The organism is Microlunatus phosphovorus NM-1, from assembly GCF_000270245.1.
GTDB lineage: Bacteria > Actinomycetota > Actinomycetes > Propionibacteriales > Propionibacteriaceae > Microlunatus > Microlunatus phosphovorus.
On the sequence record NC_015635.1, the window covers coordinates 106,808 to 121,490 of the forward strand.

Annotated in this window: 12 protein-coding genes and 1 tRNA gene; 6 read left to right on the forward strand and 7 right to left on the reverse strand. The window is 64.3% G+C overall.

Annotated features, from left to right (window positions below; genetic code table 11):
* Positions 1-326: 326 nt before the first annotated feature.
* Positions 327-3,545 (reverse strand): ATP-binding protein, encoded by a 3,219-nt coding sequence (locus MLP_RS25890; protein ID WP_049804412.1) that lies wholly within the window; start codon positions 3,543-3,545, stop codon positions 327-329.
* 465 nt (positions 3,546-4,010) lie between these two features.
* On the opposite strand from MLP_RS25890, the gene MLP_RS27765 reads away from it, so the two are divergent.
* Entirely contained in the window at positions 4,011-4,325 is a 315-nt protein-coding gene (locus MLP_RS27765; protein ID WP_156820977.1) for a hypothetical protein, read from the forward strand.
* A gap of 582 nt (positions 4,326-4,907) precedes the next feature.
* Here MLP_RS27765 and MLP_RS00470 read toward each other — a convergent pair.
* Positions 4,908-5,240 (reverse strand): hypothetical protein, encoded by a 333-nt coding sequence (locus MLP_RS00470; protein WP_013861005.1) that lies wholly within the window; start codon positions 5,238-5,240, stop codon positions 4,908-4,910.
* Positions 5,241-5,311: 71 nt separating this feature from the next.
* Between MLP_RS00470 and MLP_RS00475 the strand changes: the two genes are divergently transcribed.
* Together MLP_RS00475 and MLP_RS00480 are read left to right on the forward strand one after the other, a co-directional pair.
* Positions 5,312-6,751, forward strand: coding sequence for an IS30 family transposase (locus tag MLP_RS00475; RefSeq protein WP_013861006.1), 1,440 nt, complete (start codon positions 5,312-5,314; stop codon positions 6,749-6,751).
* 302 nt (positions 6,752-7,053) lie between these two features.
* Positions 7,054-7,806, forward strand: a complete 753-nt coding sequence (locus MLP_RS00480; RefSeq protein ID WP_013861007.1) for a DUF5131 family protein — start codon at positions 7,054-7,056, stop codon at positions 7,804-7,806.
* Here the strand turns inward: MLP_RS00480 and MLP_RS00485 are convergent.
* The 5 genes from MLP_RS00485 to MLP_RS00505 all read right to left on the reverse strand — a co-directional run bounded on the left by MLP_RS00485 (position 7,803) and on the right by MLP_RS00505 (position 10,271).
* A complete protein-coding gene (locus tag MLP_RS00485; protein ID WP_013861008.1) occupies positions 7,803-8,738 on the reverse strand; it encodes a three-Cys-motif partner protein TcmP in 936 nt (311 codons plus the stop codon). The two genes, MLP_RS00480 and MLP_RS00485, sit on opposite strands and share 4 nt — an antisense overlap.
* Before the next feature lie 19 nt (positions 8,739-8,757).
* A complete protein-coding gene (locus MLP_RS28755; RefSeq protein ID WP_013861009.1) occupies positions 8,758-8,979 on the reverse strand; it encodes an HNH endonuclease in 222 nt (73 codons plus the stop codon).
* Positions 8,980-9,121: 142 nt separating this feature from the next.
* Entirely contained in the window at positions 9,122-9,415 is a 294-nt protein-coding gene (locus MLP_RS00495) for a hypothetical protein (RefSeq protein ID WP_013861010.1), read from the reverse strand.
* A 101-nt stretch (positions 9,416-9,516) separates the two neighbouring features.
* Positions 9,517-9,840 carry a hypothetical protein gene (locus tag MLP_RS00500; RefSeq protein WP_013861011.1) on the reverse strand — a complete coding sequence of 108 codons (324 nt, stop codon included), beginning with the start codon at positions 9,838-9,840 and terminating at the stop codon, positions 9,517-9,519.
* A 358-nt stretch (positions 9,841-10,198) separates the two neighbouring features.
* Positions 10,199-10,271, reverse strand: a tRNA-Ala gene (locus MLP_RS00505).
* Between the two features lie 199 nt (positions 10,272-10,470).
* Here MLP_RS00505 and MLP_RS00510 point away from each other — a divergent pair.
* From MLP_RS00510 to MLP_RS00520, 3 genes are read left to right on the forward strand one after another with little or no spacing between them, the layout of a single operon-like run.
* On the forward strand, positions 10,471-10,890 hold the full coding sequence (locus tag MLP_RS00510; RefSeq protein ID WP_013861012.1) for a DUF5318 family protein: 420 nt from the start codon (positions 10,471-10,473) through the stop codon (positions 10,888-10,890).
* The gene (locus MLP_RS00515; protein ID WP_013861013.1) at positions 10,883-13,075 is read left to right on the forward strand and encodes a transglycosylase domain-containing protein; all 2,193 of its coding nucleotides are present in this window, start codon (positions 10,883-10,885) and stop codon (positions 13,073-13,075) included. The genes MLP_RS00510 and MLP_RS00515 overlap by 8 nt, the downstream gene beginning before the upstream one ends.
* A complete protein-coding gene (locus MLP_RS00520; RefSeq protein WP_013861014.1) occupies positions 13,075-14,676 on the forward strand; it encodes a glycosyltransferase family 87 protein in 1,602 nt (533 codons plus the stop codon). The genes MLP_RS00515 and MLP_RS00520 overlap by 1 nt, the downstream gene beginning before the upstream one ends.
* The last annotated feature ends 7 nt before the right edge of the window (positions 14,677-14,683 follow it).

The following is a 14,683-nucleotide window of genomic DNA, read 5'->3' on the forward strand; positions in this document are numbered from 1 at the left end:
CGTTCGAGCCCGGCCTTCGCAGACATAGAGCTGGGTGCGGACTACTGGATCATCCAGGACGATGGCCGCGGCATCGGAGGGCTTCAGCGGGCGTTGTCGCAGGCCGCTCAGCCGTCTGCTGGGCCGCGTATCTATGTCGCGGGCGATGATCTTGAGGCTGCTCTCCGATGGCTCACAATCGCCATAGTGCGATGAATTTTGCTTGGTAGCCGTGACAACTCCGGCATTCGACAGTCAATTCCTAGCAGCCCTCAGTCGAACACGCGACTCAGAAAGAATCGCTACCACCCTGCCCATTGCAGAAGCCGTTGTGACATCGTGGATCCTTAGCTCTCCGAAGAGGGCTCCCGCAGTCCACCAGTTACTGCGCGGATACTCAGTTCAAGGGTAAGTTCAAGACGGTTTAAGGCCATCTTCGCGTCGGGGTGGTCTGCGCCGAAGACTCGAGTGCGGCCGGCCAGCGCCTGTTCGTAGAGCGGGATGGCGCGCTCGGCTTCGCCAGCCATCTGGTAGGCGAACGCGAGGTTCTCCTGAGACTCTATTGTCTTGTGGCTATCAGGGCCGAGGATCCGTTTCCGGTCCGCCAACGTCTGCTCGTAAAGCGGGACAGCCTGCTTCAGCTGCCCGTCGCCTAGATACGCGGTCGCCAAACTATTCAGAGATTGTAGGGTGTCGGGGTGGTCCGAGCCGAGGATCCGTTTCCGGTCCGCCAACGTCTGCTCGTAAAGCGGGACAGCGTGGTTGAACTGGCCGTCGCTTAGGTACGCAGCGGCCAGGTTATTCCGCGATGTCAGCGTATCCGGATGGTCTGACCCAAGAACCCGTTCCACGTCAGAGACTGTCTTCTCGAGGAGTGATATAGCAAGCGAGAACTCACCCGCCGACTGGTAGGCGTGGCCGAGGTTGTTTCGTGATTGAAGAGTGCTGGGATTGTCTGGGCCGAGAATGCGAGTTCGGGCGTCTAAAGTCTGCTTTAGGAGCGGGATGGCCCGATGGGTGTCGCCAGCGGCTCGATAGGCGGCGGCGAGGCTATTCCGCGATGTTAGTGTGTCTGGATGGTCGGGCCCGAGAATCCGCTCCATGTCAACGACAGTCTGCTCTAGGAGCGGAGTAGCCTGTTCGAGGTGATTGAGCGACAAGTGTGCGACAGCGAGGTTGCTTCGAGCTGTTAGCGTGTTGGGATGGTCAGCCCCGAGAATGCGTTCGGCGACTGCAAGGGACTTCTCATTTAATGAGATCGCCTTGGCGTAGTCACCTTTCACTAGATACGCAGAGGCGAGATCATTCCGCGATTGAATAGCATCGAAATGCTGCTCGCCGAGCAACTTCTCCCGTGCTGAGAGAGTCTGCTCGTAGAGAGAAATCGCGTCTGCGTATGCACCTGTCGATTGGTACGTCCCAGCTAGGCTATTCATTGACGCCAGCGTGTCTGGGTGGTCGTGACCAAGGATTCGGTTTCGGTCGTCAAGAGCTTTCTCATTCAACGCAATCGCCCGTTTCAGTTTGCCTGCCGACTCACAGGCGTGAGCAAGATTGCTCATCGACGTGAGCGTATTTGGGTGATCCGAACCGAAGATCTGCTCAGTATCGGTAAGAGTTTGTTCGTGAAGCGAAATGGCCAACGTCAAGTCGCCCGACGACTCGTAGGCTAGGGCGAGGCTGTTGCGGGATCTCAAGGTGTTAACGTGATTCGGCCCGAGAACTTGCTCGGCGTGGGCGACGAGGGCATCGAGCTTTGCGATAGCGATCTGAACCTGACCCAGCTCCAGGAGGCACGTGGCGTGTTCGTTGTGGATTGTGACGGTGTCAGGGTGAGCGGGGTCCAGTATCCCAAGTCTGGGGTCGGCGAACAGCCGCGCGGCGGTATCTGGTTCGTGCGACGCGGCGTGCATCCGCGCAGTGTGCACGACAGCAACAGCCTCTGTGACCGTGGCAGCTTCATGGTCTAGCGGGAGCAGCGCGATCAGCCAGATGCACGAGTGGTTAAGCGTTTGGTCATTGAGTGGCAGCCAATAATGATCGCGCCGTCGATCGTCGATGGCTGCAACAAGCTGGATGCGAATCGATTCTGTAGCGGCGGCGCGCTCGCGCCGAGACAGTTCGTTTTCCGCAACCTCGGTGAGGAGACCCTCGCGAAACCAGCACATGCCCGTGGTGTCGGACGCGATCCACCCGTACTGGTCGCCAGCCTCGCGAAGCTTTTGGGCTGCAGTGTGAACGGCGCACACGACACTAGGATCTGTGGAAGCGATGGCGTTGGCGACGAGCTCAATCGAGAACGGGAACGTTGGTTGATTGGGTGGGAGTGTTCCAGCGGTGTAGCTGAGCACGGTTCGAGTGAGCTCGGGGAGTTCTTGCCAACGCAACCAGTATAGGTTAAAGATTTCTCGAGGCAGTTGGTCAAGGTTCGTGTCTGTGATAATGAGACGGCCGCCAGCGTGTTGAATCTGATCTTGGGTATCTTTCAAAGACAGGAACAACTTCAGCGCCAACGGATTGGGGTAACGTTTGGCAACCAGGATCGCGGTCCGATCGTCGATGGCCGGCGCGAAACGCCGCACCAGTCGGACAAGGTCGTGCGTCTGCAGGGCCGGCATTTGGCGGAGTTCGAGGTTGCCAGCGGCCCCGGTGCCGCGCAGCCACCGGTCGTAGTTCGGATTGTGCCTTCCCTCGGGCCACGCGGTTCCGATCACCATCACAGGTCGATCCGGATCCCGTTGAGACATGACGGTCAAGAACTTGACGAGGTCCGGGCCTAGGAGATGTATGTCCTCGACCACGACTAACGCTGGCACTTTTGGATGGGCTACTTGACGCAGCTTGGTCGCCAACTGGGCGGCGTCCGAGGTTTGTTGGTAGGCGGCTTCGCCGCCTAGCCGCACATTGGTTTGCAAAGCCGACATTTCGCTAAGGCGTTGGCGATAAGCCTTGAATCCGAGTGTGACCCAGATCAAAGCAAGATCTAGGCCTGGAACGACCACTCCAGCGGCGTCGAGAATCGCCTCTGCCGTTTCCATCCCGCTCGTGGTGGCGGCCTCCTTCGCCCGAGCAATTATCTGTGGTCTTTGTGCGCGAAGCCTGGCCGGCCAGCCTGCGGCGTCATGCCATGCTAGGCGCACTGGCAGGTAGTGAGCCTCAAGTGCCGGCCTAGCCTGACTGACCACGTCCAGCAGGTCGCCTTGGCGCATCCGCTCACAGCTGAATTCCCACCAGCTGAACCCCGGTCGCGCCCCACCCGGCCAGACGAATCCGTTGAGCGGGGGGCCAAGCCGCTTCCGGTCTGGCATCGGATCGGCGCCAGCACCCCTGCCCGTTTCAGGGAAGATTCCCTCGGGGAGGGGTGGCCAGTATGCGGGGGCTGACTGACGTGCCTGCAGCGCGCGGTACAACTCACGAATGATCCGGGACTTGCCGATCCCCGACGGCCCTTCCAACACAATTGCACGCGGCACCGTTACGTCACCGGAGACGATCGCATCAAATCTCGTCACGAGGTCAATCAGCAGTTGACTGTGGCCGACTCCGAGCAAGACTTGATCGTCCACAACCGCAGCCTAGGGGTATCCAGCGCCTGGCGATAGCGGACTTGCGCGAACACGCACTGTTGGATGCGCGTGTGCTCTGATCAAGGCGGTTCAAGTTCGTCGGGTCGTACAGCTGCCGGACATCTGCATAGGACGCTTGTGAAACGTTCTGGCACTCGGCGAGATTCGGGCGATGCACACGGTGGCATGACGGGTCTCGTTGGCAAGCAAGGGATTAGGGGTCCGAGTGCCTCATGGCTCCACCCACCACCATCCCTGGTCAGAACCGCATTCTGTTGTACTTCGCCGCGAACCCGAGGTCACCAACGACGGCTACGCCGAACACTCGCCGAGCCGCTCGCCACCATCAGCGAGAAGGCGCGACGCAAGGAGGCGAGACACGAACACAAGGAGCCTGGCGATGTCACACGTTCCCACAAGAAGTGCGTCCAGGTGCCTGAGCGTTGTGACAGGAAGGGTGTTGTCATGGTGGAGCCAGGCGTGAAGCTGCCCGCCGATCGTGTTGGTCGCGAACGCGCCAAAGCACCAGTCCGGGTCTTCGCCGAGCTGGGGCTGCTGCCCGACCGGGCGGGGAGTGCGGCGGGCGATGATCCGCATGTCGGGTGGCCAGCCGTCCAACCGGTCCCCGTCCAGACCGTGGCGCAGGATCGCGGTGAGGCCGGCGACCTGCGCGTCGGTCTCGGGTTTCCCGTCGGCACCCAACCCGCTGGTCCATGCTGTCGCTGGACATGGTCGATGCCGGTCTGGGTGCGGTCGTCGATCGGCCAGCCGACCGAGTAACTCCACCCTTCGGCTCGCCGGCCGTGCTCGCGGTAGGTGTTGAGGCTGGTCAGGGTGCTCGATCACCTGATGGGAGTACCTGGCCCCGTCGATAGTGACCAGCAGGTCCTTGCGATAGGCGGCGGGGAGCTGGGCCAATGCTTCGTCGAGCACATGGACGTGGTCGATCCCGGTAGATGACCCGGCGTTACCAGCCGGTGCATGACCGCCAGCGGATCGCCGATGTTGGAGCACCAGGCGGTCAGCGGGTGGTGCCCAATGCCGCCTTTGAAGTGCCCGGCGACACCGGGCTTCATCGTCGCCGCCTCGATGATCGTGGAGTCCGAGGCGCCACCGCCCGGGCCGTACAGGTCGGTCTGCCGGGTCAGACCTTCCACGTCCGACAGACACGACGCCCCGCTGTAGCTGCCCGAGACGGCGGGGTCACGGCAGCGCTGCCTCCGGTGGCCGTCTCCAACCAGGAGGCCTGGCCACGGCCCCGGGGATGCGGTCCGGGCGGCTGGACGGGTAACGCGCGCAGCGGGTCGAGAACTGACCAGCAGCCCTCCCACCGGGCTTTCCGCACAGCTCGCACGTCCTGTATCACACTCCACGAGCAGCCGTGATCAGGTCCGCAGCCTCGCCGCGCGCAACGGGAACGGTCAGGTAACGCAGCCCGCCCGACTTCTGGCTGGCCTGCTCCAGCCGGTAGTCGCCCAGGATGGCAACGAGGCTGGCGTGTAGCTCGTTGACGAGTGGCACCCAGCCAGCCGGCAGGGACCAGGCGTCGTCACCGGTGAGCCTGATCGACGAGTCCGCCAGGGTCGACAGCGCCTCGGGATGCTCGTCGGCAAACAGGACCAAGCGACCGTACAGCGCCTGCACGCGATCCCGAAGCTCGTGCAGGCCGGCGACTCTGGCTGCCTCTGCCGCCATGACCTGGCATTCGGACTCGGGGATGGATTCAACTGGTCGTCGCAACACCTCGACTTCGGAGGTGTTCAGGGATGGCGACGGCGGACTGGAGTAGGAAGACTGGAGATGCGCCGGAGGGGCTTCGCCGGCAGTGGCGTGCTGATCGGGCGCTGAGGCCGGCGATGCGTTCGCCCGGGCGCCCTGATCCGTCGCGAGTGGTGCAGCGGCAGTTCTGGCGGCTGATCGCGACGGGCGTCACCTCGGCGGAGGCAGCCATCGCGGTCGGCGTGTCGGTGCCGGTCGGGGCTCGCTGGTTTCGCCACGCTGGCGGGATGCCGCCGATCTCGCTGGCCGAACCGACGGGCCGCTATCTGACCTTCGAGGAGCGTGAGGAGATCGCGATCCTGCGCGCTCAAGGTCACGGAGTGCGAGAGATCGCCCGCCGGCTCGGGCGCAACCCCGGGACGATCTCGCGTGAGCTGCGGCGCAACGCGGCCACCCGCGGCGGGAAGCAGGAGTACCGGGCGACGGTCGCGCAGTGGAAGGCGCAGCAGGCCGCGAAGCGCCCGAAGACCGCGAAGCTCGCGACCAACGACAGGCTGCGCGAGTACGTGCAGGAGCGCCTGGCCGGCACCGTGCGCCGTGTCGACGGCACGGTGGTCACCGGCCCGACACCTCCGTCGTGGAAGGGCTTGAACAAGCCGCACCGCGCTGACCGTCGGTGGGCGACAGCGTGGAGCCCGGAGCAGATCGCGCACCGGTTGACGATCGACTTCCCCGATGATGAGTCCATGCGCATCAGCCATGAGGCGATCTATCAGTCGCTGTTCATCGAGGGCCGCGGTGCGCTCAAACGGGAACTGGTCGCGTGCCTGCGCACCGGGAGGGCGTTGCGCAAGCCGCGTGCGAGGTCGCAGAACAAGCCGCAAGGCCATGTCACCGCCGATGTCGTGATCAGTCAGCGGCCTGCCGAAGCCGACGATCGGGCCGTGCCCGGGCACTGGGAAGGCGATTTGATCATCGGCACCGGCCGGTCCGCAATCGGCACCATCGTCGAACGTTCGAGCCGATCAACCCTGCTGGTCCACCTGCCAAGGCTGGAGGGCTGGGGTGAGCAGCCGGCCGTGAAGAACGGTCCCGCCCTGGGCGGTTACGGTGCCGAGGCGATGAGCACTGCACTGACGGCGTCAATGACGCGCCTGCCTGAACAGTTGCGCAAGACGCTGACCTGGGATCGCGGCAAAGAGATGTCCGGGCACGCGCAGTTCGCGTTGAAGACCCGCACGAAGGTGTTCTTCGCCGACCCCCACTCACCCTGGCAGCGCCCGACGAACGAGAACACCAACGGGCTGCTGCGGCAGTACTTACCTAAGGGCACCGACCTGTCACGATGGTCGGCCGAGGACCTCGAAGCGATCGCACTAACACTCAACAACCGCCCCCGAAAAGTCCTTGGCTGGAAGACCCCGGCGGAGGTGTTCGCCGAGCAGCTACGCTCGACCCAACAGACCGGTGTTGCGTCGACTGGTTGAACTCGCCGAGGGCGGACGATCAATTCGAAGTCCCGGCCGTCGTCAGCCATGGTTGCCACCTCTCTCGGTTCGCCAGCGTAGGTCGGTATGTCGGCGACGGTCCGAGAACAGTCGGTGCGAGCGACGACCTCCGAGCGCTGACACATTCCGGCGGTTGATGTGAGTGTCGGTGCCTGGTGACACCATCGTTAAGAGGGTCGCTGTGACTCATGTGACTCATGTAGCGAGAGTGACACGGCGGTTCTAAGTCCATGCTCTGCACGTGGACCGTTAGGCTCGCCAGGACCAGGGAGGTGATCAGGATGGCTACGAACAGCGCAATCGAATGGACCGAGGTCACCTGGAACCCCGTCACAGGCTGCGACCGTGTGGCGGCAGGTTGCGACAACTGCTATGCACTCGCGCTTGCGAAGCGTCTCAAAGCGATGGGCGCTGAGAAGTACCAGAACGATGGCGACCCGCGAACCTCCGGGCCCGGCTTCGGTGTGACGGTTCACCCACGGTCGCTGCAACAGCCGTACCGCTGGCGAACGCCCAAGGTCGTGTTCGTGAACTCGATGAGCGACCTGTTCCACGCCAAGGTGCCGCTCGACTTCATCCGCGACGTTTTCGACGTGATCCGCGAGACCCCGCAGCACACCTACCAGGTGCTCACCAAGCGAGCCCACCGGACGGCCAGGATCGCCGACAAGATCGACTGGCCAGACAACCTCTGGATGGGGGTCTCGGTCGAGTCCTCCGATGTGGTGAACCGGATCGATCACCTGCGAGCTGTCCCGGCCGCAACGCGGTTCCTGTCCTGCGAGCCACTTCTGACGGCGCTGCCCGACTTGGACCTCGACGACATCGACTGGGTCATCGCCGGTGGTGAGTCCGGTCCGCGGGCACGGCCAATGGACCCAGCATGGGTGGAGGATATCCGGGACCAGTGTGTCGACGCGGGCGTCGCCTTTTTCTTCAAGCAGTGGGGTGGGCGGACACCGAAGGCCAAGGGTCGCGAGCTCGACGGTCGTACTTGGGACGACATGCCGCAGTTAGCAACAGCGTCGGCCTAGTTGCGCCACCACGAGCTATCAGCTGGGTCCCAGCACTGCTCGCTGGTCCACTCTGGGATGGGACCGCTGTAATCCGAAAATAGAACGCCCTGCGGCGACGCGGCATCGATCGCCTCCTGCTTCATTTTCGGCTCGCGCTCGGCGGCCTTCTTGTACAGGTGCGACATGATCTTGAGCCCAGCATTGTGATCCGTGGCAAAGACCATGTCGTACAGGTCGGTGTTGTTCTTCATCGTCATGGGGATTCGGATGGTGTGCCCGTACCTGAGCTGCGTCTCGAACTGCCAGCGCAGCAGGTTCACCATCTCGCGTCGGAACTCCGATGCCTCGATCGACTTCTCATTGATTCGTGCGTCCAGGATCTGTCGCCATCTGCCTGAGCCGTACAGATTGTCGACCTTGTCCGCGAAGGCTGCGCCGTTCGTCCCCATAACACCTTTGACGATCATCGCGGGCGACCACAGGATCCACTGTTCGGCCTTGGTCTTGCCCGACCGAAAGCCAGCCAGCTTCGCCATCGTGTCCCATCTGAGCTCAGCTGCTTGCTGGTCTAGGAAGGCGAAAGTAGGTGCCCATCGAACGTCGCTCAGATCACTCAGCATACGGTCGACCGTGACGTTGCAGTCTCCCGCGTACACGCGAAACGGTGCGCCGGTATACCGGTTATCCAGATCGGCCTTGAGCCTCGCAGACTTGGGTGGCATCTCCCCGAATGCGAACCGCGTGAAGGTTGGCTGCGCCTCCAACGCTATCCGAGCTGACCCGTCGAACGTCTCGCCCGTGTCCCGGTCGAAGTTCTCGGGCTCACCAGCCATGAGGTCGATGTAGATCCGTTCAGAGGACTTGTTCTTGGCGGCGTTGTTGAACGCAGGCAGGTATCCCTGGAGAATCTCGAGCTTGTTCCGGGACCAGTAGCTCCACCCTCGCGCCATGACCTCTGCCCCCCAGCGACTACCTGTTGCCCTTGGACCTGTTGTGCGGCACGCAGAGCATCTCGCAGTTGGCGAGGTCAGAAGCCCCACCCTTGCTCCACGCCGTCACGTGGTCGGCGTCCATCTCGTTGAGCTCGTAAATGCGGAGCTCCTTCTCGATGTCGCTCGACTGCGTGTAGAACTCGTCCTTCTGTCCAGCCTTCGCCGCTGCCAGTAGGCTGTTTGCCGCTTGGGTCGTCAATGCCCGCCCCTTCCTCGCCGGCCCGGTTGCACCGCTGGATGGGGCGCGTCCTCCAGTGGCATCTTATCGACGAGCGCGGACAGTGTCCGGGACACCGGGGCGACTGGCCGACCGAGCGGCCCAGCGAGACGAGCCGGGAGGCTCAGCCCTGTCGCAGGCGCTCGATCTCCGCCTCCAGCGCGCCGACCCTGGCCTCCAGATCGGCCTTCGTCGGCCTGCCCGACCGCTTGGCCGCCGCAGACGGAGCGGCTGGCACCCGAGCCGCCTTCGGCTCCGCCTCCAGTCCGATGGCCTCCCCGCCGACGATGGTCGCGGGATCCAGGCCGCACTCGGGGCAGGAGGTCGCGCCCGTGAAGGCGTTGTGGAGGGTCTTGTGGGTGTAGTGCGACGTCCGCTCGAGGACGTGGCCGCAATAGAGGCGGAGCCGCCACCTCATCAGCTCATGGGGCGGCGTCCGGCGGCCCAGCAGCCGACCGATCTCGTCCCTCTGCTTCGGCGACAGCGGCGGAGGCGGGCAGCACTTCGTGCAGTGGGTGATCAGCGACCCGGATACCGAGTGCCGGCCCCCGCGGCAGTCGCCGTGGAGCTGGCGGTACATGGCGTCCTCGGCGTCGTAGCGCGCTCGTCGTCGGTGAAGTGCATCGTGCCTTTCGACTCCCAATGCTCGTCGTCCCGGTACGGCCGTCCGCAGCCCGGGCACGGGTCGCCGGCGGCGTACTGCTCCCAGGTCAGCATCGGGACGTCGCACCTGACCGCGTCGCGGATCTCCTCGCTCTGCTTCTGCGCACGCTCTGCCGTCTTGGTCAGCTCGAAGGGAGCGTCCAAATCCCCGCGTCGCTCGTAGTCCGTGACCTCCACCACGTATCGACGCTAGACCACAAGGAGGACGGCGGGGAGGATCGGCGCGCCTGCCACGCGCCCTGGCGACAGGTTCCGCTGGGGCGCACAAAGGCGCACGCGGTCGCATCTTCGGGCCTGAGCCTGCGGGATTGCGCGTAAGAGCGGGGCGCTCGGGACGCATCCGAACCAACACAGATTGCTATCGAGACCTACCAATCTACTACCGCCCTGAACGCCATCGCCTGCAGCTCTTGAGCAACGCGAGAGACCTGTTGCAAACAAGGAAGCGGGTTCTGGCTAGGGAAATCGTCAGATCCAAGGAACCAAACCCAGGCTGAGTCGGGAGTTGTCAGGAGTCAGTCTGTGGCACTGTGAGGGGTGGAGCCAAGGGGACTCGAACCCCTAACCCCCTGCTTGCAAAGCAGGTGCGCTACCAATTGCGCCATGGCCCCGCGGAATGACCGACGTCAGATCGTACGCCGACTATGCGGCAGACGGAAACTCTGCGTCGAACTGACCTCGGTGGGCCACTCGGTGCCCTTTTACCCTGTCCCTGACGACGAGCGGGGTCACTTTGACGCAGAGGGGGCGAGACCCAGACCACGCCGAGGGCCATGGCCCCCACAGATTCTGGCGTCTACCCTGGTGCGCATGTGGTCTCAGCGCGAAGTCATCGACTACGCGCTGCAGCGACGCTCCACGTTGGAGGCGCTGCGGCGCCCGGGTCGGCAACTCGCCCGGATGGAGGCGTGTGACGCCGACCCCATGCTGGTGCGGGCGGCCAAGCATCATGGTGAGCAGACCAAGATCAAATGCCCGGTCTGCGCCAAGACGGATCTGGTCAACCTGCACTATGTGTTCGGCGAGCAGCTCGGACAGTATTCAGGGCGGATCAAGCAGACGCCCGAGTTGGACAAGATGGCACACGAGTTCGGCGAGTTCAAGGTGGTCGTCGTCGAGGTGTGCCTGGAATGTCACTGGAACCACATGATTTTGTCGTACCTCCTAGGCGACGGGGTCAAGCGCAAGCCGCCCCGCCGCCAGCAGACCGTTGAGGACATCTATGGCTGAGCCCGGCACGGGGCGCTCGGGACAGCAGGACCGCACGAAGAGCACTGCCGCTCGCCCGAAGGACGCGGGATCCACCAAGAAGAAGCGCTCCTGGCCCAAGCGGATCGCGCTCGGCTTGGCAGTCGTGGTGTTGGTCGGCATTCTCGGTGTCGCCGGTCTCGCCGTCTACGGCTACACCTCGACCACGCGGCCCAATCCGAATGCCGACTTCCAGACCGCGACGACGTTCGTCTACTACAACAACGGCAAGTCCCAGCTCGGCAGCTTCGCCGTCCAGAACCGGCAGCCGCTGACGTTCGAGGAGATCCCCGACAACGTCAAGCAGGCTGTCGTCGCGGCGGAGAACCGTGACTTCTGGACCGACAAGGGCATCTCGATCCGCGGCATGTTCCGCGCGGCCTGGGTGATCGCGCGCGGTGGGGATCTGCAGGGTGGCTCGACGATCACCCAGCAGTACATCAAGATCATGTACCTGAACTCCGAGCAGACGGTGACGCGCAAGTTCCGGGAGCTGTTCCTGGCCTACCGGATCAACTCCGAGCTGTCCAAGGAAGAGATCCTCACCGACTACCTGAACACCATCTACTTCGGTCGCGGCGCGTACGGGATCCAGGCCGCGAGCAAGGCCTACTTCAACGTCGACGCCAAGGACCTCACCACCCAGCAGGCCGCCGTCCTGGTCAGTGTGATCAACAACCCGAGCCTGTTCGACCCGGGCGTCTCCGACGACAACATCCCGCGGCTGCAGGAGCGCTACAGCTATGTGCTCAACTCGATGGCGGAGACGGGCGACATCACCCCCGCCGAGGCAGCTCAGTATGCAGCCGAACTGCCGAAGTTTCCCGAGGTCAAGATCAACGAGCGGTACGGGGGTCCGAAGGGCTTCCTGCTGAAAATGGTCCAGTCCGAGCTTGCCGCGGCCGGCTTCGACGAGAGTCAGGTCAACGGTGGCGGTCTCAAGATCACCACCACGTTCGACAAGGCCGCGCAGAACGCCGCGGTAGAGGCCGCGCAGAGCTATACGAAGCAGGCCGCCGACGCCCGCGGCAAAAAGGCCTCCAACCTGCACGCCGCGATCGCGTCGGTCGAGGTTGGCTCCGGGGAGGTGCTGGCCCTCTACGGCGGCCCGGACTATGTGAAGAACTCCCGCAACTGGGCGACGACGGCCCGCCCGACCGCTTCGACCTTCAAGACGTACGCGCTGGCGGCCGGTCTCAAGGACGGTTTCAGCCTCAACTCGCGGGTCAACGGCAACACCTTCACTCCGCCCGGCGACCCGGTACCGGTGCGCAACGAGTTCAACTATCAATACGGCTCCGGCGTCACCCTGCTGAAGGCCGCCGCCGACTCGATCAACACCGCCTTCGTGGATCTGACCATGCAGATGGACGACGGTCCCCAGGCCATCATCGACATGGCCAAGGCCGTCGGCGCACCGAAGGGCGCCGGCTGGGACCTCAACTCCCGGATCGCGCTCGGCACCGCCGAGGTCAGCCCGCTGAACCAGGCCAACGCGTACGCGACCTTCGCCAACGACGGCACCTATGTCGCCCCCCACGTGGTCAAGGAGGTCACCGACGCCAGCGGCAACGTGGTCTACCGGGCAGCACCGGACGAGCGGAAGGCGGTCAGCGCCGACATCGCGCATGACGTGACGTACGCGTTGCAGAACGTGGTCGAGCAAGGCACCGGCAGCACCGTCCGTACCCTCGATCGGCCGGTGGCCGGCAAGACCGGAACCAAGGACGTCGAGGACGACATCACCTCTGCCTGGTTCGTCGCCTACACCCCGCAGATCTCCACGGCGGTGATGTATGTGGCCGGACCCGACGGCAACGCCGACCTGGACGACTACGCCCGGCCCGGCGACTCCACCTTCTTCGGCGGCACCTATCCGGCGCTGACCTGGGTGAACTACATGCAGATCGCTGTGCAGGATCTGCCTGTCGAGCAGTTCGACGAGGCTGCCTGGGTCAATCGGGACTCGGCTCCACAGCAGACCTATGCGCCGGCGCCGACGCGGACTTGGGAGAACACGCGACGCCCGACCCAGTCGGCGAGCAGCGCTCCGCCGACGCAGCAGACCTCCGAGCCGCCGAGCAAGGAGCCGACCTCGCAGCGGCCGACGGAGGAGCCGACCAGCGAGCAGTCCAGCAGAGGACCGAGCCGCAAGCCGAACGGCTGATGCCCGCCGCGGACCGGTCCGGGCGCCGACAGTCAGCCGGTGCGGCCAAGCCGACGAGCCCGGCCGCTGACGCCTGGTTGGACACCGAAGACGTTGAGACACCGGTGAGCGTCGGGATCCCGCCGTCATGGAGCGACCGGTTCGTCACCCAGGTCAGCCAGTGGGTCGGTGGCCGGCTCGGCCGCCGGGGCGACACCCTGGGCCGGTGGTGGAACCCGGTGCGCTGGGCGCTGCTGATCGCCACGGTCACGTACCTGCTCGGGGTCGTCTTCCGGCTGAAGTGCCGGGTCACGGTCGCGGGAGAGAGCGTCGACCACTTCCGGTGGATGTGCTACTCCGACATCGGCATCCTCTATCAGCTGCGTGGGCTGATGCAGGGCAAAGTGCCCTATATCGACTCCGGCGACTACCCCGTGCTGGAGTACCCGGTGCTCACCGGGTGGTTCGTACAGCTGGAGCGGGTGATCAGCAGTGCTCTCGGCGCTCCCACCGGGACCAATCTGACCGACCAGCAGCAGGTCGACTCGACGTTGCTCTTCGGCGACGTCAACACCGTGATCCTCGGTGGCCTGCTGTTGGTGGCGGTCTGGGCGCAGGCTCGCTCGGTGCCGCATCGGCCGTGGGACGCGGTCATGGTTGCCGCCTCACCCTGCGTCGCAGCGACCGCGTTGATCAACTGGGACTTGCTGCCGGTCGCCCTGACGGCCCTTGGCGTGCTGTTCTGGGCCCGTCGGCAGCCTGGCTTGGCGGGGGTGTTCTGGGGGCTGGGGATGGCGGCGAAGCTCTATCCGCTGTTCCTGCTCGGACCGCTGTTGATCTTGTGCCTGCGTTCGAACCGCCTACGCGCGTTCGGCCAGATGCTGCTGTGCTTCGCCATCTCTTGGTTCGTGATGAATCTGCCGGCGCTGTGGCTGGCACCGGGCAACTGGCTGAGCTTCTGGACCTTCAACTCCGACCGTTCCGGTGATCTCGGGTCGATCTGGTATGTCCTGTCGCTGGCCGGGCATCCGGTCGAGAGCCTCAACAAGCTCGCACTGGTGATCTTCCTGCTGCTGTGTGTCGCGATCGCCGCGCTGATCCTGGTCGCGCCCAGGCGACCTCGGATGGGCCAGGTGATGTTCCTGGTGCTGGCGGCCTTCCTGCTGACCAACAAGGTCTACTCCCCGCAGTACGTGCTGTGGCTGCTGCCGTTCGTCGTTCTGGCTCGACCGGTATGGCGGGACTGGTTGATCTTCACCGTCGGCGAGCTGGCCTATTTCGGCGCCATCTGGTGGCATCTCGGCGGTTTGCTGGCACCCGGCATCGACGGCCCGGACAAGGTCTATTGGCTCGCGGTGATCGTCCGGATGCTGACCGAGCTGTGGATCGTGGCCGTGGTCGTCCGCGACATCTGGCGACCGGAACACGATGTCGTACGGCACCCGCCGGGGCTGCGCGGGTTCTGGGACGATCCCACCGGCGGAGTGCTGGACGGTGCGCCGGATGTGGCGTGGTTGCCGCGGCCGTTCGGCGAGGTGGCGGCGGAGGCTGTGCGATCCCGCCGGGAGTTCACGGCAAGATCGCACAGCGTGTTGCGTCGAGAAGCTGACTTCGTGACGTGAGCACCAG

Excerpts from the sequence above, each read along its gene's own strand:
- MLP_RS27765 (WP_156820977.1), top strand. The coding sequence starts at position 4,011 with ATGGTGGAGCCAGGCGTGAAGCTGCCCGCCGATCGTGTTGGTCGCGAA.
- MLP_RS00470 (WP_013861005.1), bottom strand. The coding sequence starts at position 5,240 with ATGGCGGCAGAGGCAGCCAGAGTCGCCGGCCTGCACGAGCTTCGGGAT.
- MLP_RS00475 (WP_013861006.1), top strand. The coding sequence starts at position 5,312 with ATGGCGACGGCGGACTGGAGTAGGAAGACTGGAGATGCGCCGGAGGGG.
- MLP_RS00480 (WP_013861007.1), top strand. The coding sequence starts at position 7,054 with ATGGCTACGAACAGCGCAATCGAATGGACCGAGGTCACCTGGAACCCC.
- MLP_RS00485 (WP_013861008.1), bottom strand. The coding sequence starts at position 8,738 with ATGGCGCGAGGGTGGAGCTACTGGTCCCGGAACAAGCTCGAGATTCTC.
- MLP_RS00495 (WP_013861010.1), bottom strand. The coding sequence starts at position 9,415 with ATGAGGTGGCGGCTCCGCCTCTATTGCGGCCACGTCCTCGAGCGGACG.
- MLP_RS00510 (WP_013861012.1), top strand. The coding sequence starts at position 10,471 with ATGTGGTCTCAGCGCGAAGTCATCGACTACGCGCTGCAGCGACGCTCC.
- MLP_RS00515 (WP_013861013.1), top strand. The coding sequence starts at position 10,883 with ATGGCTGAGCCCGGCACGGGGCGCTCGGGACAGCAGGACCGCACGAAG.
- MLP_RS00520 (WP_013861014.1), top strand. The coding sequence starts at position 13,075 with ATGCCCGCCGCGGACCGGTCCGGGCGCCGACAGTCAGCCGGTGCGGCC.